The organism is Pseudomonas sp. 2hn (genome assembly GCF_019646095.1).
In the GTDB taxonomy this organism is placed as follows: domain Bacteria; phylum Pseudomonadota; class Gammaproteobacteria; order Pseudomonadales; family Pseudomonadaceae; genus Aquipseudomonas; species Aquipseudomonas peradeniyensis.
Window position 1 is genome coordinate 679826 of sequence record NZ_CP081016.1, and the last position, 20309, is coordinate 700134.

Here is a 20309-nt window from a genome sequence, read left to right on the forward strand (position 1 = left end):
CGTGAGTCAGCGCGAAGCCTCCTGGCTTCGGGCGTTTAGCGTGTTGTGTTCAAGCGACGATCGAGCGGGGCGGCGCGCGGCTGCGGGCGCCGGGGAATACAGCCTGCCGGGCATGGCCCTGGCGCGTGGCGATGGTGAGGTGGGTGGGTGGGGTGACGCTGCCTGCGCTGAGCGGGCTGAGGGTCTGGGGCAGGGCGGGGCAGTTGAACAGCAGGCTGCAATAGCCGCACTTTTCCCACATGACATGCAGCTGGCCATCGTTGCCGTGGCCGTGGTGCTCGTCGTGACCGTGCGCCATGGGCATGCTCATCGACATGTCCATGGGCATGGACATGCCGGCGTGGTGCTCCATCGGCATCGACTGGGAAACCAGCGGGCCGATGAAGATCATCCACATGGCGAACAGGCTCAGCCAGCCGCCACCGACGCGCCTGCGATCAGGGCGGGTAGTGCGGACGGAGCTGTAGCGCGGCAGGCTCATGGCGAGCGCCTGTCAGTCGATCAGGTCAGTGCGCGTGTTCGTGTGCTGCGGCCTGCTCGGCCGGTGGCTGCTTCTGCACGGCGACCTCGACGGTGATGTCACCGGCTTTCTCGAAGTGCAGGGTCAGCGGGAAGCGCTTGCCGTCGGTCAGCAGGCTGCGGTCCTTGGGCTGCATGATCATCACGTGGTAGGCGCTGGGGGCGAAGGTCAGGTCCTTGCCGGCGGGCACCAGCACGCTTTGCACCTGCTGCATCTTCATGGCGCCGGCGGCGCTCATCGCATGCTCGTGCAACTGGGCGTCGGCGCTGATTGGCGTGTCCGCCGAGAGCAGGCGGTCGTCGGTCTTGCCGTTGTTGTGCACGACGAAATAGGCCGCGACGTTGGGCGCGTTCGGCGGCAGCTCCAGCGACCAGGGGTGGGCGATGTGCAGATCGCCTTTGCTGTATTCGTGGGCGTTGGCATAGGCGCCGGGCAGCAGCAGGGCGGCCAGGACGAGGACTTGCTTGAGCATGGGTGAGTCTCCGATCTGTTGAGGTTCAGGCAGACAGCGTAGTGAACTCAAACCAGGGGAGAGGCACGGGGATTGAGCGCGGGCCATAATTGGCGCGGCGTGGGCTGATAGTTGGCGAGTTGCGGCGGGTGGCCGGCAGGCAGCACGGGCGGATTGTGCAACTGCGGCGGGTAGCCGGGCAGGGCCAGCAAGGGCGCGGCACCCAGGCAGCACCAGCAGTTCATCATGCTGGCGCTGTCGTCGCTTTGCGTACCGAGGTCGATCTTGGCCAGGGCCTGGACATCGACCTTGGCCTTGTTGGCCATGCTGGAACAGAAAGCCCCCCACAGCAGCTGCTCGGCCGGGCCCTTGGGCGCGGCAGAAGACAGCGGCATGGCCAGCAGGTTGAACAGCACTGCAAGGCAGGCTATCCAGGCGATGTGCCGACGTGGGGGCATGGAGAGATCCGGTCAGGAATCGTGATGGCTATTGTACGGCGGAGTATAGGTAAAAATGCCGGGGTGCGGTGAAGTGCCGCACCTGAAGTAGAGCATGCCGCGCCAGAGACGTGGGTTCGTGGGAGCGGGCTTGCCCCGCGATAGGGCCAGGCCTGGGAATGATGTTGCCTGGGCGGGCCCTATCGCGGGGCAAGCCCGCTCCCACAATGCCCGCTCACACAGGGCTGGGGGTATCAGGCCTTGCCACGCCCCAGCAGCCCGCGCACGGTCTCCTGCAGATCAGCCGGCAGCACCACGACTTTTGCATTGTCGCTACCCGCCAGGTTCTCCATCGCCCCAATGTAACGCTCACCCAGCAGGTACATGGCCGGCACGGTTTCGCTGCCCACCGCTTCCTTGACCAGGGTGATCGCCCGCGCCGACGCCTCGGCCAGGTTGACCTGGGCCTCGGCATCCAGCTTGGCCGCCTGCAGGCGCGCCTCGGCTTCGAGAATCGCCGCCTGCTTGTTGCCTTCGGCACGGGTCACGTCGGCTTTACGCTCACGTTCGGCGGCGGCCTGGCGTTCCATGGCGGTCTGCATGCTCGGCGATGGCTTGATGTCCTGGATCTCCACCGAGCGCACGGTCACGCCCCAGTCTTCGGTCTGCTCGGACATCGCTTCGCGCAGGCGCGCCTTGATCTGCTCGCGGCTGGACAGCGCTTCGTCCAGGTCCATGGCGCCGACGATGGCGCGCAGCGAGGTCATGGTCAGGCTGGTGACGGCGAACGAGAAGTTCTGCACGCCGTACGAGGCCTTCTGCGGGTCGACCACCTTGGCGAAGCACAGGGCGTTGGCGACGATCACCGCGTTGTCCTTGGTGATGATCTCCTGCTGCTGCACGTCGAGGATGATGTCCTTGGTCGGCAGGCGGTAGGCGACCACGTCCATGTACGGGATGACGATGTTCAGGCCCGGCTTGAGGGTGCTGTGGTAGCGGCCCAGGCGTTCGACGATCCACTCCTCGCCCTGGGGCACGATGCGCACCCCCTTGAACACGGTGATCAGGACGAATACGGCGAGGGTGGCGACGACGATCAGGCTGGTCATGCTTGCGAACTTCCTTTTAGTGCGGATTCAGGCCCGGATGACCCGGGCGGTGTTGCCTTCGATGGCGGCCAGGCGCACGCGCTCGCCGGCGGGGATGTCGTTGTCGGCGACGCAGGTCCATTCCTCGTTGCCCAGGATGGGCTTCTGGAAGCGCACCCGGCCTTTCTGGAACTGCGAGACGTTGGCGGTCAGCAGGCCGACCTCGCCGATCACGCTGTCGGCGGTCCAGCGCACGTCCGGCTTCTTGCGGCGGAACACCTTGAACCAGAGCACGGTGGTGATCGATGAGAACACCACCCACAGCAAACCCTGCATATCGAGTTGCAGGCTGGGGGCGAGCAGCGAGACGAGCGACACCAGCACGGCACCGATGCCGAACCAGAGGATGAAGAAGGTGGGGAGCACCAGTTCCAGCAGGATCAGGGCTACGCCGAAGACGAGCCAGATCCACCATTGCATTTCCATATGGGTGGAGCCTTCCAGAAGGGGAGAGGTGATTCTACGGCAGGATCAAGGCACAGGGCCATCTCGTGACCGTCAGCGTGGGTGTGTCACCCAGTCTTCCACACGCAGCCCCGGAACACGCTGGAACTCGCGCAGGTTGTTGGTCACCAGCGTGAGGCCACGAGCGCGGGCGTGGCCGGCAATCATTCTGTCGTATGGGCCGATGGGCGTGCCGGCCTTGGCCAGCTCCGCACGTAGCTGCGCGGTGTGCGCTGCGCCCTGAATGTCGTAGTCAAGCACATCGAGCCGTGCGGCGAACCCCTCGACAATGGCCAGATTACGTTCCGGCGCGGCGGACTTTTCCGCACCGTAGATCAACTCCATCAGGGTTACCGTACTGATGGCCAACTGGCCGTGGTACCGATTGAACGCCTCGCGCACCACTTGTGGCTTGTTCTTGATGGTGAAAATGCAGATGTTGGTATCGAGCATGTACCTGAGCATCAGAATCCTTCGCGCTCCTGGTCGGCTGGCTGTTCCCTGCTCGCCATGAAGTCCGCACTCACATCGTCACCCTCGAACCAGCTGTCCCAGCTTTCGCCGGCAGGCGAGATGATACGGGAACGGCCCACCGCGACGATGTCCACGCGGGTGACGTCTTCTGGAAGGGCGAGGGCTTTTGGCATGCGGATAGCCTGGCTGCGGTTGCTTTTGAAGACTGCACCTTGCTCCATGATGGGCCTCCTTGAAAGCGCAAATGTATGTCCGGAGTTTAATTCCGGGAGTGGATATGTCAATGGGATATACGTAGCGTAATCAGGCCTTGAACAGGCCGAGTGCCTCTAGCAGTGACCCTGCATCGTGAAACGCCCGATCCACTTCCGGCAGCACCGGCCGCTTGAGCACCAGCACTGGAACTCCGCGCTCCCGCGCCACCTCGAGCTTCGGCTCGGTGGCCGTGCTGCCGCTGTTCTTGCTCACCAGCACGTCGATCTGCCGACGTTCGAACAGGGCACGTTCATCGTCGATGAGGAACGGCCCGCGAGCACCGATCACCTCGCAGCGGTCATTGCCGGGGCACGCCTCGAGGGCGCGCAGGGTCCAGAACTGGTGTGGCGGGATTTCGTCCAGATGTTGCATAGGTTCGCGACCAAGGGTGAACAAGGGGCGTTGGAATGGGGCCAGCGCCTCGATCAGCCCGGCCCAGTCCTCGACTTCGCGCCAGTCATCACCGGGCTGCGCCTGCCACGCCGGGCGGCGCAGGGCCCAGCAGGGAATGCCGGCGCTGCGGGCGGCGAGGGCGGCGTTACGGCTGATCTGCGCGGCATAGGGGTGGGTGGCGTCGATCAGCAGGTCGATGCCTTCGGTGCGCAGGTACTCGGCCAGGCCTTCGGCGCCGCCATAGCCGCCGACTCGCACCTGGCAGCGCAGGTCCTGAGGAATGCGGCCGATGCCGGCGAGGCTGTAGACATGTTGCGGACCCAGCTGGCGGGCGATGGCCAGGGCTTCGGTGACGCCGCCGAGGAGCAGGATGCGCCCGTTCATGCCACGCCCGCCTTGCCGACGATGCCACCCTGACGGTCGATGGCGAATACTTCCACCTGCACCTGGGCCGGCACCACGCTGCGCGCGAAGACCAGGGCATGGCGGCACACCTCGTCACCCAGGGCGATGCCGGCGGCATGCGCCAGGGCGAGGGCCTGCTGGCTGGTGTTGGCGGCGACGATCGCCTGTTGCAGCGCCGTGTCCGCGCCAATGGTCGCCGCCCAGCCCGCCAACTGCGGTAGGTCGATGCTCGAATGGCGGCTGTGCAGGTCCATGTGCCCGGCGGCCAGCTTGCTGATCTTGCCGAAGCCGCCGCATAGCGTGAGGCGCGGCACGGGCACCTTGCGCAGGTGCTTGAGCACGGCGCCGACGAAGTCGCCCATCTCGATCAGGGCGATCTCCGGCAGGTTGTAGACCCGGCGCATGGTGTCTTCGCTGGCGTTGCCGGTGCAGGCGGCGATATGGGTGTAGCCGTTGGTATGGGCGACGTCGATGCCCTGGTGGATCGAGGCAATGTAGGCCGAGCAGGAGAATGGCCGGACGATGCCACTGGTGCCCAGGATCGACAGCCCGCCGAGGATGCCCAGGCGCGGATTCATGGTCTTCAGGGCCAGCTGTTCGCCGCCCTGCACGTTGACCGTCACTTCGAAACCGCCGTGGTATCCGCAATCGCCCGCCAGTTGCAGCAGATGGTCGCTGATCATCTTGCGCGGTACCGGGTTGATGGCCGGTTCACCGACTGCCAGCACCAACCCCGGGCGAGTCACGGTACCCACGCCCACGCCCGCGATGAAGCGTACGCCGGGCTCGGTGCGCAGGCGCACCTGGCTGTAGAGCAGGGCGCCATGGGTGACATCGGGATCGTCGCCGGCATCCTTCAAGGTGCCGGCCTCGGCCATGTCGCCCTTTAGGTGGCAGAACTCCAGGCGCATCTGCACCACCTTGCCCTTGGGCAGGGTGATCTCCACCGCGTCGTGCCGTTGCCCGCTCAGCAACAGGCGCGCCGCCGCCAGGCTGGTGGCGGTGGCGCAGCTGCCAGTGGTCAGGCCGCTGCGCAGTGGCGCGGCCTGTTCGCGGGTTTCTTCACGCATCGAGGGGTTTCACCACGTCGAGCAAGGTGATTGGCAGGGCCTGGCGCCAGGTGTCGAAACTGCCCAGTGGTTGAGTGTGGGCGATGTGGATGCGGGTCAGCTCGCCGCCGTGCTGCTCGCGGAACTGCGCCAGGGCGACCTCGCTTTGCAGCGTGACGGCGTTGGCAACAAGGCGTCCGCCCGGCAGCAGGCGCTCCCAGCACAGCTCGAGCACGCCTTCGCGGGTGACGCCGCCGCCGATGAAGATCGCGTCCGGACGTTCCAGCCCAACCAAGGCTTCGGGGGCCTTGCCGCGAATCAGCTGCAGGCCGGGCACGCCAAGGGTGTCGCGGTTGTGTTCGATGTAGCCCTGGCGGCCTTCGTCAGCTTCGATGGCCAGGGTGCGGCAGCTGGGATGGGCGCGCATCCACTCGATGCCGATGGAACCGCAACCGGCGCCCACGTCCCACAGCAGTTCGCCCGGTTGCGGAGCCAGGCGGGCCAGGGTGATCGCTCGCACGTCGCGCTTGGTCAGCTGGCCATCGTGACGGAAGGCGCTGTCGGGCAGGCCGGCCACGCGAGGCAGGCGCGGGGTATCAGGCGAGGCCTGGCATTCGATGGCGACCAGGTTGAGCGTGGCGATGTCGGTGTGTGGCCAGTCGTCGGCGGTGCCGCTCAGCGTTCGCTCCTGTGGGCCGCCAAGGTGTTCGAACACCTGGAGACGGCTGGGGCCGAAGCCACGTTCGCGCAGCTGCGCGGCAATGGCCGCCGGGCTGCTTTCATCGTTACTCAGCACCAGCAGGCGCACGCCGCTGTGCAGATGGGCATTGAGCGCGGCCAGCGGACGGGCGACCACCGAGACTACCTGCACATCCTGCAACGGCCAGCCCAGGCGGGCGGCGGCCAGGGCGCAGGAGGAGGGCATCGACAGCACTTGCAGTTCCTCGGCGGGCAGCTGGCGCGCCAGGCTGGCGCCGACGCCATAGAACATCGGGTCGCCGCTGGCCAGCACGCATACCGGCTCGCCGCGCAGGGCCAGGACCGGGGCCAGGGAGAAGGGGCTGGGCCAGTGCAATTGCTCGGCGGTCACGCAGCGGGGCAGCAGTGCCAGCTGGCGTGGTGCACCGATGATTCGCGTGGCCGACAGCAGGGCATGCCGGGCCTGCTTGCCCAGGCCGCTGAAACCGTCTTCGCCGATGCCTATTACTGTCAGCCAGGGGGCCATTGGGTCCTCTTTGATACCGCATGGGGGCACTACGTGCCCCTTTCGCGGCGCAAGGCCGCTCCTACAGGTGCAGCGCGAACCCTGTAGGAGCGGCCTTGTGCCGCGAAAGGGCTGCGTAGCAGCCCCGAAATTGAACGTTCGACCACCGGTTTTTCATGCCGCCGGACAAAGCAGGCATAATACCGCGCCTTCTACACTGAAGCGCACTTTCACGATTGCCGGATGCTCCCTTGACGCAGCCCCCACCCTCCGAAGTTTCGCCCCGTCCCTCGGCCTGTCCGGGGTTGTGGCGCATCGTCGCCGCGCGCGACGGTGGCATCTGTCGGATCAAGCTGCCTGGCGGCCTGCTGCTGGCCGACCAGGCCGATGCCGTGGCCGACGCTGCCGAGCGCTTCGCCGGCGGGGTGATCGAGGCGACCAATCGGGCCAACCTGCAGATCCGTGGCATTGGCCAGGATCACGGCGGGCTGGTCGAGCATCTGCTGGCCGCCGGGCTCGGCCCGCGTGACGCGGCGGGCGACGATGTGCGCAATCTCATGCTCAGCCCACTGGCCGGGCTCGATCCGGCCATGCTGTTCGACACCCGACCCTTAGCCGGGCAGATCCTCGACCTGCTGGAAAGCACACCCAGGTTCCACAAGCTCTCGGCCAAGTTCGCCGTGCAGCTCGATGGCGGCGAAGCGCTGGCGATGCTCGACCACGCCCATGACCTGTGGCTGTCCGCGATGCATCGCGAAGGGCACATCTGGTTGCGGTTCGGCCTTGCGAGCAGCCTGTCGAATGGCCAGGCGCTGGGTGCGGTACTGGTGGAGCAGGGGCTGGAGTTGGTGCGCGCGGTGCTGGAGCGCTTCCTTGATCTTGCTGCGCCCGAGCAGTCGCGCATGCGTCAATTGCTGCAGGTGTGCCCGGTGGAGCACTTCCTGGAAGGGCTGGCGGTTCAGATCGATACCACGTCGATGGCCTGGCAGCGCCCGGCGACGACAAGTCCGTGGCTGGGCGTGCTGCCCCAGCGCCAGGGTGTGGCCCTGGGCGTCGCGCCACCGCTTGGGCGTCTGACCCCCGCCATGCTTCGCAGTGCCGCCCGCATCGCCCGGCAATGGGGCGATGGCAGCTTGCGCCTGACGCCTTGGCAGAGCCTGGTGCTGACCTCCCTCGCACCGACCGAGCTGGAAAACGCACGCACGCAGCTGGCGGCATCCGGCATGCTCTGCCACAACGAACATCCACTGGCGCGGGTCGTCGCCTGCACCGGCTCCAGCGGCTGCGCCAAGGCCCAGGCCGACACCAAGGCCGACGCCATTGCCCTGGCCGCCCTGCTGCACCACGGTGCCCCAGGCAGCGTGCACCTGACAGCCTGCCCACGTTCCTGCGCCCTGGCCCATGCCGCCCCGGCCACTCTGTTGGCTCGGGCCCCGGGCCGTTATGACCTTTACTTGCGCGACGCGCGCCTGCCAGGCTTCGGCAGGCTGCGCGCCGCCAACCTTACCCCAGAAGAAGCAGGCGCCATGCTCGACCTGCCGACGGAGCACCTTGATGATTGACTACATCCGCGATGGTCAGGAGATCTATCGCAATTCCTTCCGGATCATCCGCGAGGAAGCCCGGCTCGAGCGGATCCCCGCCGATCTTGAAAAGCTCGCCGTGCGCGTGATCCATGCCTGCGGCATGGTCGAGGCCATCGATGGCCTGCAGTTCTCCGAAGGCGCCGGTAGCGCCGGCCGCGAGGCCCTGGCCAAGGGCGCGCCGATCCTCTGTGACGCGCACATGGTCGCCGAAGGCATCACCCGCGCCCGCCTGCCGGCCAACAACCCGGTCATCTGCACCCTGCGCGACCCGAGCGTGCCGGACCTGGCCAAGGCCGAGGGCAATACCCGCTCGGCGGTGGCCCTGGAACTGTGGCGCCCGCACCTGGAAGGCAGCGTGGTGGTGATCGGTAACGCGCCGACCGCCTTGTTCTACCTGCTGGAAATGCTCGATGCCGGCGCGCCGAAACCGGCGCTGATCCTCGGCTTCCCGGTCGGCTTCGTCGGCGCCGCCGAATCCAAGGCCATGCTTGCCGCCGACAGCCGCGGCGTGCCGTTCGTGATCATGCAGGGCCGCCTGGGCGGCAGCGCGATGGCCGCCGCCGCGGTCAACGCCCTGGCCACGGAGGTGGAATGATGCACGCACGCGGACGACTGCTGGGCCTGGGCGTGGGCCCGGGCGATCCCGAACTGATCACGGTCAAGGCCCTGCGCCTGCTGCGCGAGGCCCCCGTGGTGGCGTACTTCGTGGCCAAGGGCAAGCGCGGCAACGCCTTCGGTATCATCGAAGCGCACCTGCAAGCCGAACAGACCCTGCTGCCGCTGGTATACCCGGTGACCACCGAGGCGCTGCCCGCGCCGCTTTCCTATGAGCAGGTGATCAGCGACTTCTACGACGAAGCCAGCCTGCAGGTTGCCGCGCACCTGGACGCCGGCCGCGACGTGGCGGTGATCTGCGAAGGGGACCCGTTCTTCTACGGCTCCTACATGTACCTGCACGATCGCCTGGCCTCGCGCTACGAGGCGCAGGTGATCCCTGGTGTCTGCTCGATGCTCGGTGGCGCTTCGGTACTCGGTGCGCCGCTGGTCTATCGCAACCAGACCCTCACCGTGCTCTCCGGCGTGTTGCCCCATGAAGAGCTCAAGCAGCGCCTGGCCGCTGCCGACGCAGCAGTGATCATGAAGCTGGGGCGCAACTTCCCCAAGGTGCGCCAGGTGCTCGGCGAGCTGGGCCTGGATAGCCGTGCGCTGTACGTGGAGCGGGCCACCATGGCCAACCAGAAGATCGTCGCGCTGGACGAGGTCGACCCGCAGTCCTCGCCGTACTTCTCGCTGATCATCGTGCCGGGTGAGAAATGGCAGGGATGATCAAGGCACCGGCAATCGTCCTGCTCGGCCCGGGCAGCCTGGCCACCGCGCAGCGTATCCAGCAACGTTATCCACAGGCCGTGATCCATGGCCTGCAAGGGCGTGTGGAGGGTGCCGACCGTTACTACGCAGCCTTCGGCGACACCCTGCGCGAGCTGTATCAGCAAGACACGCCGATTATCGCCTTGTGCGCGGCGGGCATCGTCATTCGCACCCTGGCGCCGCTGTTGAGCGAAAAAGGCGTCGAGCCGCCGGTATTGGCCGTGGCCGAGGATGGCAGCGCCGTGGTGCCGCTGCTCGGTGGCCTGGGCGGTGTCAACGTCATGGCCCGCGAAATTGGCGAGGCACTGGGTGTCAGCGCGGCGATCACCACCAGTGGCGAGCTGCGCTTCGGCACCTGCCTGCTCAATCCGCCCGAGGGTTATGCGCTGGCGGACCTGGAGCAGGGCAAGCGCTTCGTCTCCGACCTGCTGGCGGGCGAAACCGTGCGTGTCGAAGGCGACGCGCCGTGGCTCGAGCATGCGCAGTTGCCTGCAGGTGACGATGCGCGGCGCACCATCCATGTGGGGAGTGCGCTTCGCCCGAGCAACCGTGACGAACTGCTGATCCATGCGCGTTGCGTGGTGGTGGCGGTCACGGCCGGCAGCGCTGACCTGGTGCAACAGGTGCGGGAGGAACTGCTGCGAGCGAACATCGCCGAGCCCGCGTTGGCCTGCCTGCTGGCGAGCGAAACCGAGATGGCGGAGCCGACCCTGCACGAGGCTGCCCAGGCGCTGAACGTCGCCCTGCGCTTTGCCCCGGCTGCCGAGAGCCTGGAGCGGATGCTGGCTGATGCATTGCCGCAAGCGCGTGTGGGTTCGTCCGTGGGGCTCGCCCACGCCGTTGCCCCGGCACCGGTCGACATCGACCGCGTTGGCCGTCGTCGGGGTCGCCTGGCCGTGATCGGCCTGGGGCCTGGTGCCGCCGAGCTGATGGTGCCGGCGGTCAAGGCCGAATTGGCGCGTGCCCAGGATGTGCTCGGCTACGAAACCTACGTGCGCATGGCCGGCCCCTTCCGCGACGATCAAGTGCTGCACTGCACCGACAACCGCGAAGAGATGCAGCGCGCCCGCCATGCCTTCGAGCTGGCGGCACAGGGCCGTTCGGTGGTGGTGGTGTCGTCGGGTGATCCGGGCGTATTCGCCATGGCCGCCGCAGTGCTCGAAGCGTTGCACGAGTCCAGCGACCCGGCCTGGCAGCGCGTCGAGTTGGAGATTCTTCCCGGCGTCTCGGCCTCGCTGGCCACCGCCGCGCAAGCGGGGGCGCCGCTGGGGCACGACTTCTGCGTGATGTCGCTGTCGGACAACCTCAAGCCCTGGTCGATCATCGAAAAACGCCTCGACCTGGCCGCCCAGGCGGATCTGGTGATGGCGTTCTACAACCCGATCTCCAAGGCCCGGCCTCATCAGCTGGGCGTGGCGCTGGAGGTGGTACGCCGTCATCGCGATGCAGGCACCCCCGTGGTGTTGGGCCGTGATATCGGCCGGCCGGGGCAGACACTGCGGGTAGTGACCTTGGGCGAGCTGCTGCCGGAGATGGTCGACATGCGCACCATGGTGCTGGTCGGCTCCTCGACCACCTGCACCTTCCCCCGGGCCGATGGCGGCCAGTGGGTGTACACGCCGCGCTGGTACCCCGCCAAGCCCTGAGCGCAGCCGGGGTCAGGGCAGCAGGTAGCCCTTGATCCCGGTGAAGATGATCTGCGCCGCCAGGGCGCAGACGAACAGCCCCATCAGGCGGCTGACGATCTGCAGGCCCTGGTCGCCGAGCAGTCGCTCGATACGGTGCGAAAGGTACAGCACCAGGCCGACGGTGAAGCTGGCCAGGGCGATGCTGACGATGGCCAGCAGCTTGTCGTCCCAGTGCGGCTGGCCCACCCCCATCACCAGCAGCGCACCGATGGTGCCCGGGCCGACTGTCAGTGGAATGGTCAGCGGCACGATGGTCACGTCCTGCTGCACGTTGTCGGTCTGCACCGCCGACTTGCCCTGGGCCATGCCCAGCGCCGAGATGAACAGCACCGAGCCCGCGCCGATGCGAAAGGCGTCGGCGGTGATGCCGAACACGCCGAAAATCACCCGCCCGAACAGATAGAGCAGCACGCTGGCCACCAGCGTGGCGATCGCCACGCGCCAGGCCAGTTGCTTGCGCTCCTTGCTGGAGTGGCCGCGGGTCAGGCCGATGAAGCACGACAGCACGAAGAACGGGCTGTAGAGCACGAGCATCTTCAGGTAGACGCTGAACAACTCATGGAGCATGGAGGCGGGTCCGCAGCGGGGAGGGGTGGCACCTGTATAGCACGGAACCTGCGGGAGTGGTTCTCCCACAAGTACAGCGCTCGATTCAGCGTTTGCGCGATCCTGTAGGAGATTACGCAGCCCTTCCTGGCTGCGCTGTCGTGCAGGGAACAGGGTTCCAGCGTGGGAGCGGGCTTGCCCCGCGATCACCGGCGAAGCCGGTGCCAACGCCGCATCGCGGGGCAAGCCCGCTCCCACGCTGCTTCAGTCAAATCAAAGAATTATGTTTTGTTCCATGAGAGTGGCCTCGCGCCGCGAAAGGGCCGCAACGCGGCCCCGGCGATATCAGCTTGATGCACAAATCCCGGGGCCGCTACGCAGCCCTTTCGCGGCACAAGGCCGCCCCTACACGACTTATACTGGCCCGACCACAAGCATTAACCTGGACCATCGAATGAAACCCTTTGACGACCTGATAGCCGAGGCCAACGCAGCGGATGTGACCGGCTGGGGCTTCGATTGGCTGGCAGGACGCGCCTCCGAGCAGCGTCCGCCTTGGGGCTATGTCCAGCGCCTTGCGCAGCGTCTGCAGGGCGTCTGCGCCGCGCTGGATCTCGACACCGGCGGCGGAGAGGTACTGGATGAGGCACTGCACTTTCCACCCCTCATGTGCGCAACTGAAGCCTGGCCCCCCAACGCCCGCAAGGCGCACGAGCGTCTGGGGCCGCGCGGCGTTGAAGTCGTGCAGGTCGCGCCCGGTACCGCACTCCCATTCGCCGACGCCTCGTTCGAGCTGGTCACCTCACGCCACCCGGTGCAACCGGACTGGACCGAGATTCATCGCGTCCTCCGGCCTGGCGGGCATTACTTCGCCCAGCACGTAGGGCCAGCCTCGGCCTTCGAGCTGATCGAGCATTTCCTCGGGCCATTGCCACGTGAGCGGCAATTGCGCGATCCGCAGGACGAAGTGGCAGCCGCGCAGGCAGCCGGGTTGACGGTGACTGACCTGCGCACAGCCCATTGCCGCATGCTGTTCCATGACGTCGGCGCCGTCGTGTGGATTCTTCGCAAATGCGTATGGTGGGTGCCGGACTTCTCTGTGGATAAGTACCACGCTGAACTGCTGGCCCTGGATAGCCAGATGCGCCAGGGCGAACCTTTTGTCGCGCATTCGACCCGTCATCTCATTGAAGCGAGGCGTTAAGCGGGCGCAGGCCGAGGCATCCGCTATCGATCGATAGCGGCCATCAACCCTCACATCCCGTTGGCGAATTCCGGCTCCTGCATGTCGACGCGCTCATTCATCCCCCTGAGCGCCCTGGCATATTCGCCCAGTACCTGAAGCGCCCAGTCGGCCCGGCGACGAATACGCAGGTCTTGCGTGCTGGCACTTTCCGGCCCATTCATCACGTCCTCCACCTGGCGCACGATCAACTGCTCGGGCAGGTAGCAGATGCGGCAATTCTTGTAGCTGGACGCACGCATTTCAGAAAGTGGGTAGGCGCCGCCCTGGCCAGAGGACACCCCGACCAGCAGTGCCGGCTTGTGCCCCAGCTCGCGGTAGCCGGCGTAGACGAACAGGTTCTTCAGCGCCGGGCAGGCCATGCCGTGCCATTCCGGGGTCAGCACCACCAGGGCATCGGCTTCACGCAGCAGGGCTGCATACTCGGCCCAGAGTCCGTGTTCATCCTTGGCAGGCCATAACGGCAGCGGCGCACGTCCCAGATCGATCACCCTCGGCAGCGTGCTCAGTTGCAATGCCTGCAGGCGGTGGGCGAGAAAGGCAGCGACCTTCGCCGATTGGCTGTCCGGCTGGCTGGAGCCGGCCACGAGTACGATATTCAGGCTCATTTGGCCAGCTCCTGGTCCGATTCCGTCGACATGCTGGTCGACTTGCCGCGCACCAGCGGCCAGAACAGCTCCTCCTGCCAGCTGACCGGACGCATGCCTTCGATACCGTAATGCTGCGGGCGGCGGCGGGTGATCTTTGCCGTGCCGAACAGCACGTCCCAGAAGAACAGCAGGTTGCCGAAGTTGCCCTTGTAATGCGTCACCCCGTCATCGGCGCTGAGGCCGTGATGCGCCGAGTGGGTCGCGGGGGTGGAAATGGTCCGTTCCAGCAGCCACATCACGGGCCGCAGTGCGCGTATGCGGTAAAGCTTGTCATCCCAGGGCACGCTGCTGTGGGCGCCGAAGATGACCAGCATCTTGACGATCAGGTAGCCGAAGTACACAGGCGCCAACCCCAGGTAGATCAGGGCCCCGCTGAACCACAGACCGGGCATCAGCAGGTAATAGAAGCTGTTGTTGCGGTAGACGATGCGGATGCTCATGTAGGGCGCTGAATGGTGCGCACGGTGCAGCGAGTAGAGCAGGGGCACCTTGTGGCTGAGGCGATGCCACCAGTACTGGGTCATGTCGTCCAGCACCAGGAACAGGACGAGCCCAAGCACCCAGTGCAGGCCGGCGAGGCTGCCCTTCAGTTGCGGCGCGAAGTGTTCCAGCAGGCTGTTGCTGAGGAACGTGACCAACGGCAGGGTGACCACCATCAGCAGGGCGCTGCCGACGATCTCGATGATCGCGTCCCGGCGTTTGCCGCGAGGCTGAAGGAAGCAGGCGCAGGTGATTTCGAGGAGGATGAAGCCGATCAGGATGGCGAGAATAATCGGTATCGGGCTGTTTGTTATTGTTGTGCTCATGGCATTCTCCGGTGGGTGCCGATCAAGGCGGTGCCCACCCATAAGAATTCACGAAGCCGTCAGACGATATGCGCGAAACGGACAGAATCACCCGAGAACCGGCCAATCCATCGCCCGAGCGATTCCACCGCGGCCCGCTCGGGCGGGTGCTGGAGCGCTACCTGCAGACGCATTCGCTGAAGGCGCGCAGCAACTACAGCATGCTTGCGCTGGAGCAGCTTTGGGCCAAGGCGGCCAGTCATGATCCGGCAATCGGCTTGCACCTGTTCTCGAACTTCAGCCGCCAGGACTGGCACGTGCTGGCCCAGGGCTGCCTGTACAGCACCACGCTGGCCGAGGCCATCCGCTTCTGGGCGCGCTATGCACGGCTGGCATCGGACATGGATACCCTGGCGCTGGTCGAGGAGGGTGATTCCCTCGGGGTGGAACTGCGTATCGATGCGCCAGCCAGCCTGGTGCGCTATATGGTCGAGCACTACAGCGTGATGTCCCTCAGTGTGATGCGCGTGGGGATGGGCGCGGCGGTCGTGCCGCAGCGGGCGTGCTTCGCTCACCGTCGGCCAGCGTACTACCCGGAGTACCGCGAGTGGTTTGGTGAAGATATCCAGTTCGACTGCGGGTACAACCGCCTGTACTTCAACCGTACCCAGCTGGACATGCCATTGCTGACCCAGCATGCCGGGATGATGGAGGTGGTGAGCCAGGAGCTGGAGCGTCGGCTGGCGCAGCAGTCCCAGCTTAGTGGCTGGTCGGCCCGGGTGGCCCAGGGCATTCGCCAAGGCCTTATCACGGGACGGTCGCTTACCCTGGAGGGTCAGGCGCAGGACCTTCACCAGAGTGCGCGTACCTTGCGTCGGCGGCTGGAGGATGAGGGGACCAGTTTTCGTGTGCTGCTCGACCGAGTGCGTGCCGAGCTGGAGCAGTATCTGGAGATGCAGGGAGATAGCCGAGCGCAGATCGCTGCACAGCTTGGCTACAGTGACCTGGCGGCTTATGTCCATGCGCGTAAACGCTGGCGGTCGCTTTAGGAGATCACCCAGCCCTTTGGGCTACGCTGTCGCGTAGTTAAGCTGAATTGGCAGGCACAAAAAAGATTTTCAAAGTCTGCATGTTTAATCTTTGTTCTGCTTTGAGTTACGGTTTTGAGGCCATTAATGTTTCCGAGTTTTTCGGCAGCATGTTTTCTGTTCTTTCCCTCCAAAGTTTTGAGAAATTTCCCACTGCGCTACCTGTTGTGAATAGATCCTGTCTAGGGCTACATTCCTCAGGTCGCAGCAAAATCTGCGACCAGGTGTAGGAACCTGCTGGTAAACTTGGCGCTCGCACTAGGCGCCCCATCACAACGGCTGGCGCCTTTTTTGCGTCTGCTGCGATGTCATGGCGGCTGTGTGTGGGCAGGCTTCGGCCTGGCCGGGTTCCAAGTTTCCCGGTATTCCTACCCCACACATAGCTGCCACCCAATCCCGTAGGAAGGATCGTGGTAGCTCCAATCTCAAACTTGGAGTCTCATGCATGCTTATTCGCATTCTGAGCAGGATCCTCGCATCCGCTCTCCGCCGCCCAACCCCCGCGGCCAGCCCATCCCCAACCTTCTACCCGATCGACAGCCAGTCCCTCGCCACACGCGTCAACCGGGAGGTGCCCCATGTCTGACCATGAACGGCTGTCTACCCTCCAGAGCTACGTCTGGACCCTTGAACTGCTCGGCGAGGCGCTGGTGCAGCATGACGAGGTACTCGAGTGCGAGCACAACCCGCAGCTGAGCTTTCGCAACACGGCGGGGATTCATCAGGCGATCCGGATCATCAGCCGGTTGGCCAGCGAGCAGTTCGGCAAGCTGGAGGCGATGAAGGAGGAGGGGAGAGGTGGCGGCGTGGTGTAGGTGCCACTGAGGCACTGAATGCCAGGCACAAAAAGACGCCCATTGGGCGTCTTCTTTTTAGGATTTGGTGGGCCGGGGTGAGTTGAAACAAGTCGGTATCTAGTTGTTTTGTCTAATTAATAATCGATTAGATAACTTGCTTGGAATACCAGTTGGAACGCTGCGTGGTCTGGATTCCGATGGACGGTGCGTTTTGAGAACCGCCTCCAAAAACGAATCGGGGCCGAATCTATCAAGCAAATGGACGCGCTGCTGATTGTTGCTCCTGGGCTCGTAGGTCTGGGGCTCCTAGTGTGGTGTTTCAGAAATACCCCTGGAAATCAGGCCACCGCTTTACCCGTGCTCTGCCAGCCGATAAGGTGGCGCGCATTGTAAAATGATGGCAGCTTGCGTGGTCCAGGGATGGCTCCCTGAATGAAGCGGTGCATTCAAGCGCTGTTTTGAGGCTATCTCAGGTTCCCTCTCGTTTGTTAATTGCCCGTTTGAGTATTGGCCGGCCCATCTGATTGTGGACGGTATGGGAGTGTTGTGCATGAGTGAATTGGCCCAGGCGTTGCTGGCTGCAGTACCGGAAGATGGCGGCAGCATCGGCAATCAGGCCCTTTATGAGCGACTCAAGAGCCAGTTCACCGGCCTGAGTGAAGAGCAATTCTGGGAATCGCGCGACGTGCTGATCGGTGAGGGTGTGCTGGTCAAAGGCCGCGGGCGTGGCGGCTCCGTGCTGCGCGCCCAGGCCGCAGGTGCCAGCCTGGCGGCGCAGGCGCTGAGCAAGGCGCGTGAGCGTTTCGAGCCGGCAGTGGCCGAAGCATCCACCAGCTATGTCGTCGAAGCGGCAACCAGTAAGGCCAAGGCGGTCAAAGTACAGGCTGCCACCAGTATCGAGGCCATGGAGAAAACCCTCTGGGCCACAGCCGACAAGCTGCGCGCCAATATGGATGCCGCCGAGTACAAGCACATCGTTCTCGGGCTGATCTTCCTCAAGTACGTCTCCGACAGCTTCGCCGGCCGCCGTGCTGAGTTGGAGCGCAAACTCACCGACGAAAACGACGACTACTATCTGGGCGATGACGATCCCGATGCGCTCAACGCCGAACTGGAAGACCGCGATTATTACCGCGAGGTCAACGTGTTCTGGGTGCCGGAAGTGGCGCGCTGGGAGTCGATCCGCGCCGCCGCCAAGCAGGTGGATATCGGCAAGCGCATCGACGAGGCCCTGGCTGCGATTGAGGCGGAAAACCCTCGGCTGAAGAACATCCTCGATAAGCGCTACGCCCGTGCGCAATTGCCGGACGGCAAGCTGGGCGAGCTGGTAGACCTGATCTCCACCATCGGCTTTGGTGACGACAGCAGCAAGGCCCGCGACCTGCTCGGCCAGGTGTACGAATACTTCCTAGGCCAGTTCGCCAGTGCTGAAGGCAAGAAGGGCGGGCAGTTCTACACCCCGGCGAGCATCGTCAAAACCCTGGTGGCAGTGCTCAACCCGCACCACGGCAAGGTCTACGACCCTTGCTGCGGCAGTGGCGGCATGTTCGTGCAGTCGGAGAAGTTTATCGAAGCCCACGGCGGCAAGCTGGGTGATGTCTCCATTTACGGGCAGGAGTCCAACCCCACCACCTGGCGTCTGGCGGCGATGAACCTCGCCATTCGTGGCATCGACTTCAACCTTGGCAAGGAGCCGGCAGACACCTTTGTGCGTAACCAGCACAGCGATCTGCGTGCCGACTTTGTGCTGGCCAACCCGCCGTTCAATATTAGCGACTGGTGGCATGGAAGCCTTGAAGGCGACCCGCGCTGGGTCTATGGCACGCCGCCTACGGGCAACGCGAACTACGCCTGGCTGCAACACATGCTCTACCATCTCAAGCCCAATGGCCGCGCCGGCATCGTGCTGGCAAACGGCTCGATGAGTTCTAGCCAGAACAGCGAAGGCGATATCCGCCGCGCCATGGTCGAGGCCGATGTGGTGGAGGTGATGGTCGCCTTGCCCGGCCAACTGTTCTTCAACACCCAAATTCCTGCCTGCCTGTGGTTCCTCGCCAAGGACAAGCGCCATGCTCTGAGCTCCGGCGGCATCGACCGCAGCGGCCAGGTGCTGTTTATCGATGCGCGCAAGCTGGGCACCAGCGTTAGCCGTGTACAGATCGAACTGACCGATGCCGATATCGAACGCATCGCCAGCACCGTGGCTGCCTGGCGTGGCGAGGCGCTGGATGAGGGCGGGCAGGTCAGTGAATACGCCGATATCCCCGGCTTCTGCCGCAGCGTCAACCTCTCGGAGATCGCCGAGCACGGCCATGTGCTGACTCCGGGCCGCTATGTGGGTGCCGAAGAGGTGGAGGATGACGACGAAGCCTTTGCCGAGAAGATGCAGCGGCTGACTCGGCAGTTGGGTGAACAGATGAAGAGGGGCGCGGAACTCGACCAGTTGATCCTGCAGAAGCTGGGGGGGCTGGGGTATGAGTTTTAAAACGGCAGACGTAGGTATCGTTCCTGAAGCCTGGGATGTTGAGGAACTTCGTTACTTCCTCGACTTGATAACATACGGCTTCACAAATCCTATGCCTGACTCCGATGAGGGGCCGTGGAAACTCACCGCCAAGGATATCGTGAATGGACGGATTAATTACGGCACGGCTAGACGGACAACGATTGAGGCATTTAAAAGAAAGCTCACTGATAAAAGTCGGCCAAGAGTGGGCGATGTCCTGCTCACGAAAGACGGTTCCATTGGCAGGGTTGCAGTAGTTGATCGAGATGGAGTCTGCATCAATCTGTAGCTTTGCTTCGTCCAAAGAAAAATATCAATCCTGAGTTCCTGAAATATCTCCTTATTTCACCGCATTACCAGCGAGTGATGGAGAACGATTCTGATGGTTCTACGATTAAGCACATCTACATTACTCGTGTAGATAAAATGCAAGTTGCCGTGCCGCCTCTTGCAGAGCAAAGTGAAATATTAAAAGTAGTCGGCACTATCGACGACCGCATCACCCTGCTACGCGAAACCAACGCAACGCTGGAAGCCATCGCCCAAGCGTTGTTCAAATCCTGGTTCGTCGATTTCGACCCCGTGCGCGCCAAGGCCGAAGGCCGCCAGCCGGAAGGTATGGACGCCACCACCGCCGCGCTTTTCCCCAATAGCTTCGAAGATTCCGAACTGGGTTTGGTGCCGAAGGGGTGGGCGGTTGGGAGCTTGGGAGTCATTGCGCAGATTGTAAGGCGGCAAATTCAAGCTTCTGAGTTACATGCTGGTGTGCGCTACGTTGGGCTAGAGCACATTCCTCGAAAGTCGCTGAGCTTAAGCAGTTGGGGTAATGCCGACGGTTTGGAGAGCACAAAGTCTGCATTTTCCGAGGGGGACATACTGTTCGGCAAGCTTCGCCCATATTTCCACAAGGTGGTCCTCGCCCCGTTCTCTGGGGTCTGCTCGACGGATATTTTGGTCTGCCAGCCCAAGGAGAGAGAGTATTTTGGCGTGGTAGCAATGCACTTGTTTAGTGAGACTTTGATCAGCTATGCGGACCGTCTCTCGAATGGTGCAAAGATGCCCCGCGTGAACTGGAAAGATTTGGCAGAATATCCAATTGTTGTTCCGTCATCAGACATCGCAGCAAAGCTGAATGAGGCGATACATCCACTTTTGGCACGAATGACTGATGGCATTCATCGAGCTCACACACTCACCCAGCTCCGCGACACTCTCTTACCCCGTCTGATCTCCGGCCAACTGCGCTTGCCTGAGGCTGAAGTGCTGATCTAG

23 protein-coding genes are annotated in these 20309 nt (G+C 64.1%); 10 read left to right on the top strand and 13 right to left on the bottom strand.

Annotation, left to right across the window (positions count from 1 at the left end; genetic code table 11):
- Window positions 1-49: 49 nt before the first annotated feature.
- The 10 genes from K2O50_RS03230 to K2O50_RS03275 all read right to left on the bottom strand — a co-directional run bounded on the left by K2O50_RS03230 (window position 50) and on the right by K2O50_RS03275 (window position 6801).
- Window positions 50-481 (bottom strand): DUF2946 domain-containing protein, encoded by a 432-nt coding sequence (locus K2O50_RS03230; RefSeq protein ID WP_220689970.1) that lies wholly within the window; start codon window positions 479-481, stop codon window positions 50-52.
- Window positions 482-506: 25 nt separating this feature from the next.
- Window positions 507-992, bottom strand: coding sequence for a copper chaperone PCu(A)C (locus tag K2O50_RS03235; RefSeq protein ID WP_050707099.1), 486 nt, complete (start codon window positions 990-992; stop codon window positions 507-509).
- Window positions 993-1039: 47 nt separating this feature from the next.
- The gene (locus K2O50_RS03240; protein ID WP_050707098.1) at window positions 1040-1429 is read right to left on the bottom strand and encodes a DUF2946 domain-containing protein; all 390 of its coding nucleotides are present in this window, start codon (window positions 1427-1429) and stop codon (window positions 1040-1042) included.
- A 233-nt stretch (window positions 1430-1662) separates the two neighbouring features.
- Complete coding sequence (locus tag K2O50_RS03245; protein ID WP_050707097.1) at window positions 1663-2517, bottom strand: SPFH domain-containing protein; 855 nt, start codon at window positions 2515-2517, stop codon at window positions 1663-1665.
- A 27-nt stretch (window positions 2518-2544) separates the two neighbouring features.
- Window positions 2545-2982: an NfeD family protein gene (locus K2O50_RS03250; RefSeq protein WP_050707096.1), complete on the bottom strand. Its 438-nt coding sequence runs from the start codon at window positions 2980-2982 to the stop codon at window positions 2545-2547.
- A gap of 72 nt (window positions 2983-3054) precedes the next feature.
- Window positions 3055-3465 (bottom strand): tRNA(fMet)-specific endonuclease VapC, encoded by a 411-nt coding sequence (gene vapC, locus K2O50_RS03255; RefSeq protein ID WP_050707095.1) that lies wholly within the window; start codon window positions 3463-3465, stop codon window positions 3055-3057.
- Window positions 3465-3695, bottom strand: coding sequence for a type II toxin-antitoxin system VapB family antitoxin (vapB, locus tag K2O50_RS03260; protein ID WP_011535889.1), 231 nt, complete (start codon window positions 3693-3695; stop codon window positions 3465-3467). The genes vapC and vapB overlap by 1 nt, the downstream gene beginning before the upstream one ends.
- 82 nt (window positions 3696-3777) lie before the next feature.
- Complete coding sequence (locus K2O50_RS03265; protein ID WP_050707094.1) at window positions 3778-4506, bottom strand: cobalt-precorrin-6A reductase; 729 nt, start codon at window positions 4504-4506, stop codon at window positions 3778-3780.
- The gene (locus tag K2O50_RS03270; protein WP_050707093.1) at window positions 4503-5597 is read right to left on the bottom strand and encodes a cobalt-precorrin-5B (C(1))-methyltransferase; all 1095 of its coding nucleotides are present in this window, start codon (window positions 5595-5597) and stop codon (window positions 4503-4505) included. Before K2O50_RS03270 ends, K2O50_RS03265 begins: the two co-directional genes overlap by 4 nt.
- A complete protein-coding gene (locus K2O50_RS03275; protein WP_050707092.1) occupies window positions 5590-6801 on the bottom strand; it encodes a bifunctional cobalt-precorrin-7 (C(5))-methyltransferase/cobalt-precorrin-6B (C(15))-methyltransferase in 1212 nt (403 codons plus the stop codon). Before K2O50_RS03275 ends, K2O50_RS03270 begins: the two co-directional genes overlap by 8 nt.
- Window positions 6802-7016: 215 nt before the next feature.
- Here K2O50_RS03275 and cobG point away from each other — a divergent pair, with 215 nt between their 5' ends.
- Genes cobG through cobJ form a run of 4 tightly spaced genes read left to right on the top strand, consistent with a single transcriptional unit; the run spans window position 7017 to window position 11380 of the window.
- Window positions 7017-8342, top strand: a complete 1326-nt coding sequence (gene cobG, locus K2O50_RS03280; RefSeq protein ID WP_050707091.1) for a precorrin-3B synthase — start codon at window positions 7017-7019, stop codon at window positions 8340-8342.
- Window positions 8335-8961 (top strand): precorrin-8X methylmutase, encoded by a 627-nt coding sequence (locus K2O50_RS03285; protein WP_046854044.1) that lies wholly within the window; start codon window positions 8335-8337, stop codon window positions 8959-8961. The genes cobG and K2O50_RS03285 overlap by 8 nt, the downstream gene beginning before the upstream one ends.
- Entirely contained in the window at window positions 8958-9692 is a 735-nt protein-coding gene (locus K2O50_RS03290) for a precorrin-2 C(20)-methyltransferase (RefSeq protein ID WP_177330861.1), read from the top strand. Before K2O50_RS03285 ends, K2O50_RS03290 begins: the two co-directional genes overlap by 4 nt.
- Window positions 9689-11380, top strand: coding sequence for a precorrin-3B C(17)-methyltransferase (gene cobJ, locus K2O50_RS03295; protein ID WP_050707089.1), 1692 nt, complete (start codon window positions 9689-9691; stop codon window positions 11378-11380). The genes K2O50_RS03290 and cobJ overlap by 4 nt, the downstream gene beginning before the upstream one ends.
- A gap of 12 nt (window positions 11381-11392) precedes the next feature.
- On the opposite strand, the gene K2O50_RS03300 is transcribed toward cobJ, so the two are convergent.
- The gene (locus K2O50_RS03300) at window positions 11393-11989 is read right to left on the bottom strand and encodes a MarC family protein (RefSeq protein ID WP_028691281.1); all 597 of its coding nucleotides are present in this window, start codon (window positions 11987-11989) and stop codon (window positions 11393-11395) included.
- 433 nt (window positions 11990-12422) lie between these two features.
- Between K2O50_RS03300 and K2O50_RS03305 the strand changes: the two genes are divergently transcribed.
- Window positions 12423-13172 (top strand): class I SAM-dependent methyltransferase, encoded by a 750-nt coding sequence (locus tag K2O50_RS03305; protein ID WP_050707088.1) that lies wholly within the window; start codon window positions 12423-12425, stop codon window positions 13170-13172.
- A 50-nt stretch (window positions 13173-13222) separates the two neighbouring features.
- Here K2O50_RS03305 and K2O50_RS03310 read toward each other — a convergent pair whose 3' ends face one another.
- Together K2O50_RS03310 and K2O50_RS03315 are read right to left on the bottom strand one after the other, a co-directional pair.
- Complete coding sequence (locus tag K2O50_RS03310; RefSeq protein ID WP_050707087.1) at window positions 13223-13819, bottom strand: NADPH-dependent FMN reductase; 597 nt, start codon at window positions 13817-13819, stop codon at window positions 13223-13225.
- Window positions 13816-14667, bottom strand: coding sequence for a sterol desaturase family protein (locus K2O50_RS03315; RefSeq protein WP_050707086.1), 852 nt, complete (start codon window positions 14665-14667; stop codon window positions 13816-13818). The genes K2O50_RS03310 and K2O50_RS03315 overlap by 4 nt, the downstream gene beginning before the upstream one ends.
- Before the next feature lie 68 nt (window positions 14668-14735).
- Here K2O50_RS03315 and K2O50_RS03320 point away from each other — a divergent pair, with 68 nt between their 5' ends.
- The 5 genes from K2O50_RS03320 (at window position 14736) to K2O50_RS03335 (ending at window position 20309) form a co-directional block, all read left to right on the top strand.
- Window positions 14736-15695 (top strand): AraC family transcriptional regulator ligand-binding domain-containing protein, encoded by a 960-nt coding sequence (locus tag K2O50_RS03320; RefSeq protein WP_050707085.1) that lies wholly within the window; start codon window positions 14736-14738, stop codon window positions 15693-15695.
- Window positions 15696-16312: 617 nt separating this feature from the next.
- Window positions 16313-16549, top strand: coding sequence for a hypothetical protein (locus K2O50_RS03325; protein ID WP_220689971.1), 237 nt, complete (start codon window positions 16313-16315; stop codon window positions 16547-16549).
- A gap of 532 nt (window positions 16550-17081) precedes the next feature.
- Window positions 17082-19016: a class I SAM-dependent DNA methyltransferase gene (locus tag K2O50_RS03330; protein ID WP_050703594.1), complete on the top strand. Its 1935-nt coding sequence runs from the start codon at window positions 17082-17084 to the stop codon at window positions 19014-19016.
- Window positions 19006-19326 (top strand): hypothetical protein, encoded by a 321-nt coding sequence (locus K2O50_RS26565; protein ID WP_259470166.1) that lies wholly within the window; start codon window positions 19006-19008, stop codon window positions 19324-19326. Before K2O50_RS03330 ends, K2O50_RS26565 begins: the two co-directional genes overlap by 11 nt.
- 2 nt (window positions 19327-19328) lie before the next feature.
- Window positions 19329-20309: a restriction endonuclease subunit S gene (locus K2O50_RS03335; RefSeq protein WP_259470167.1), complete on the top strand. Its 981-nt coding sequence runs from the start codon at window positions 19329-19331 to the stop codon at window positions 20307-20309.

What these genes read in the sequence shown, in the direction of transcription:
- K2O50_RS03275 (WP_050707092.1), bottom strand. Translation starts at nt 6,801, where the DNA reads ATGGCCCCCTGGCTGACAGTAATAGGCATCGGCGAAGACGGTTTCAGC.
- K2O50_RS03240 (WP_050707098.1), bottom strand. Translation starts at nt 1,429, where the DNA reads ATGCCCCCACGTCGGCACATCGCCTGGATAGCCTGCCTTGCAGTGCTG.
- K2O50_RS03250 (WP_050707096.1), bottom strand. Translation starts at nt 2,982, where the DNA reads ATGGAAATGCAATGGTGGATCTGGCTCGTCTTCGGCGTAGCCCTGATC.
- cobJ (WP_050707089.1), top strand. Translation starts at nt 9,689, where the DNA reads ATGATCAAGGCACCGGCAATCGTCCTGCTCGGCCCGGGCAGCCTGGCC.
- K2O50_RS03310 (WP_050707087.1), bottom strand. Translation starts at nt 13,819, where the DNA reads ATGAGCCTGAATATCGTACTCGTGGCCGGCTCCAGCCAGCCGGACAGC.
- K2O50_RS03300 (WP_028691281.1), bottom strand. Translation starts at nt 11,989, where the DNA reads ATGCTCCATGAGTTGTTCAGCGTCTACCTGAAGATGCTCGTGCTCTAC.
- K2O50_RS03325 (WP_220689971.1), top strand. Translation starts at nt 16,313, where the DNA reads ATGTCTGACCATGAACGGCTGTCTACCCTCCAGAGCTACGTCTGGACC.
- K2O50_RS03265 (WP_050707094.1), bottom strand. Translation starts at nt 4,506, where the DNA reads ATGAACGGGCGCATCCTGCTCCTCGGCGGCGTCACCGAAGCCCTGGCC.
- K2O50_RS03285 (WP_046854044.1), top strand. Translation starts at nt 8,335, where the DNA reads ATGATTGACTACATCCGCGATGGTCAGGAGATCTATCGCAATTCCTTC.
- K2O50_RS03320 (WP_050707085.1), top strand. Translation starts at nt 14,736, where the DNA reads ATGCGCGAAACGGACAGAATCACCCGAGAACCGGCCAATCCATCGCCC.
- K2O50_RS03245 (WP_050707097.1), bottom strand. Translation starts at nt 2,517, where the DNA reads ATGACCAGCCTGATCGTCGTCGCCACCCTCGCCGTATTCGTCCTGATC.
- vapB (WP_011535889.1), bottom strand. Translation starts at nt 3,695, where the DNA reads ATGGAGCAAGGTGCAGTCTTCAAAAGCAACCGCAGCCAGGCTATCCGC.
- vapC (WP_050707095.1), bottom strand. Translation starts at nt 3,465, where the DNA reads ATGCTCAGGTACATGCTCGATACCAACATCTGCATTTTCACCATCAAG.
- K2O50_RS03315 (WP_050707086.1), bottom strand. Translation starts at nt 14,667, where the DNA reads ATGAGCACAACAATAACAAACAGCCCGATACCGATTATTCTCGCCATC.
- K2O50_RS03270 (WP_050707093.1), bottom strand. Translation starts at nt 5,597, where the DNA reads ATGCGTGAAGAAACCCGCGAACAGGCCGCGCCACTGCGCAGCGGCCTG.
- K2O50_RS26565 (WP_259470166.1), top strand. Translation starts at nt 19,006, where the DNA reads ATGAGTTTTAAAACGGCAGACGTAGGTATCGTTCCTGAAGCCTGGGAT.
- K2O50_RS03305 (WP_050707088.1), top strand. Translation starts at nt 12,423, where the DNA reads ATGAAACCCTTTGACGACCTGATAGCCGAGGCCAACGCAGCGGATGTG.
- K2O50_RS03235 (WP_050707099.1), bottom strand. Translation starts at nt 992, where the DNA reads ATGCTCAAGCAAGTCCTCGTCCTGGCCGCCCTGCTGCTGCCCGGCGCC.
- K2O50_RS03230 (WP_220689970.1), bottom strand. Translation starts at nt 481, where the DNA reads ATGAGCCTGCCGCGCTACAGCTCCGTCCGCACTACCCGCCCTGATCGC.
- K2O50_RS03290 (WP_177330861.1), top strand. Translation starts at nt 8,958, where the DNA reads ATGATGCACGCACGCGGACGACTGCTGGGCCTGGGCGTGGGCCCGGGC.
- K2O50_RS03330 (WP_050703594.1), top strand. Translation starts at nt 17,082, where the DNA reads ATGAGTGAATTGGCCCAGGCGTTGCTGGCTGCAGTACCGGAAGATGGC.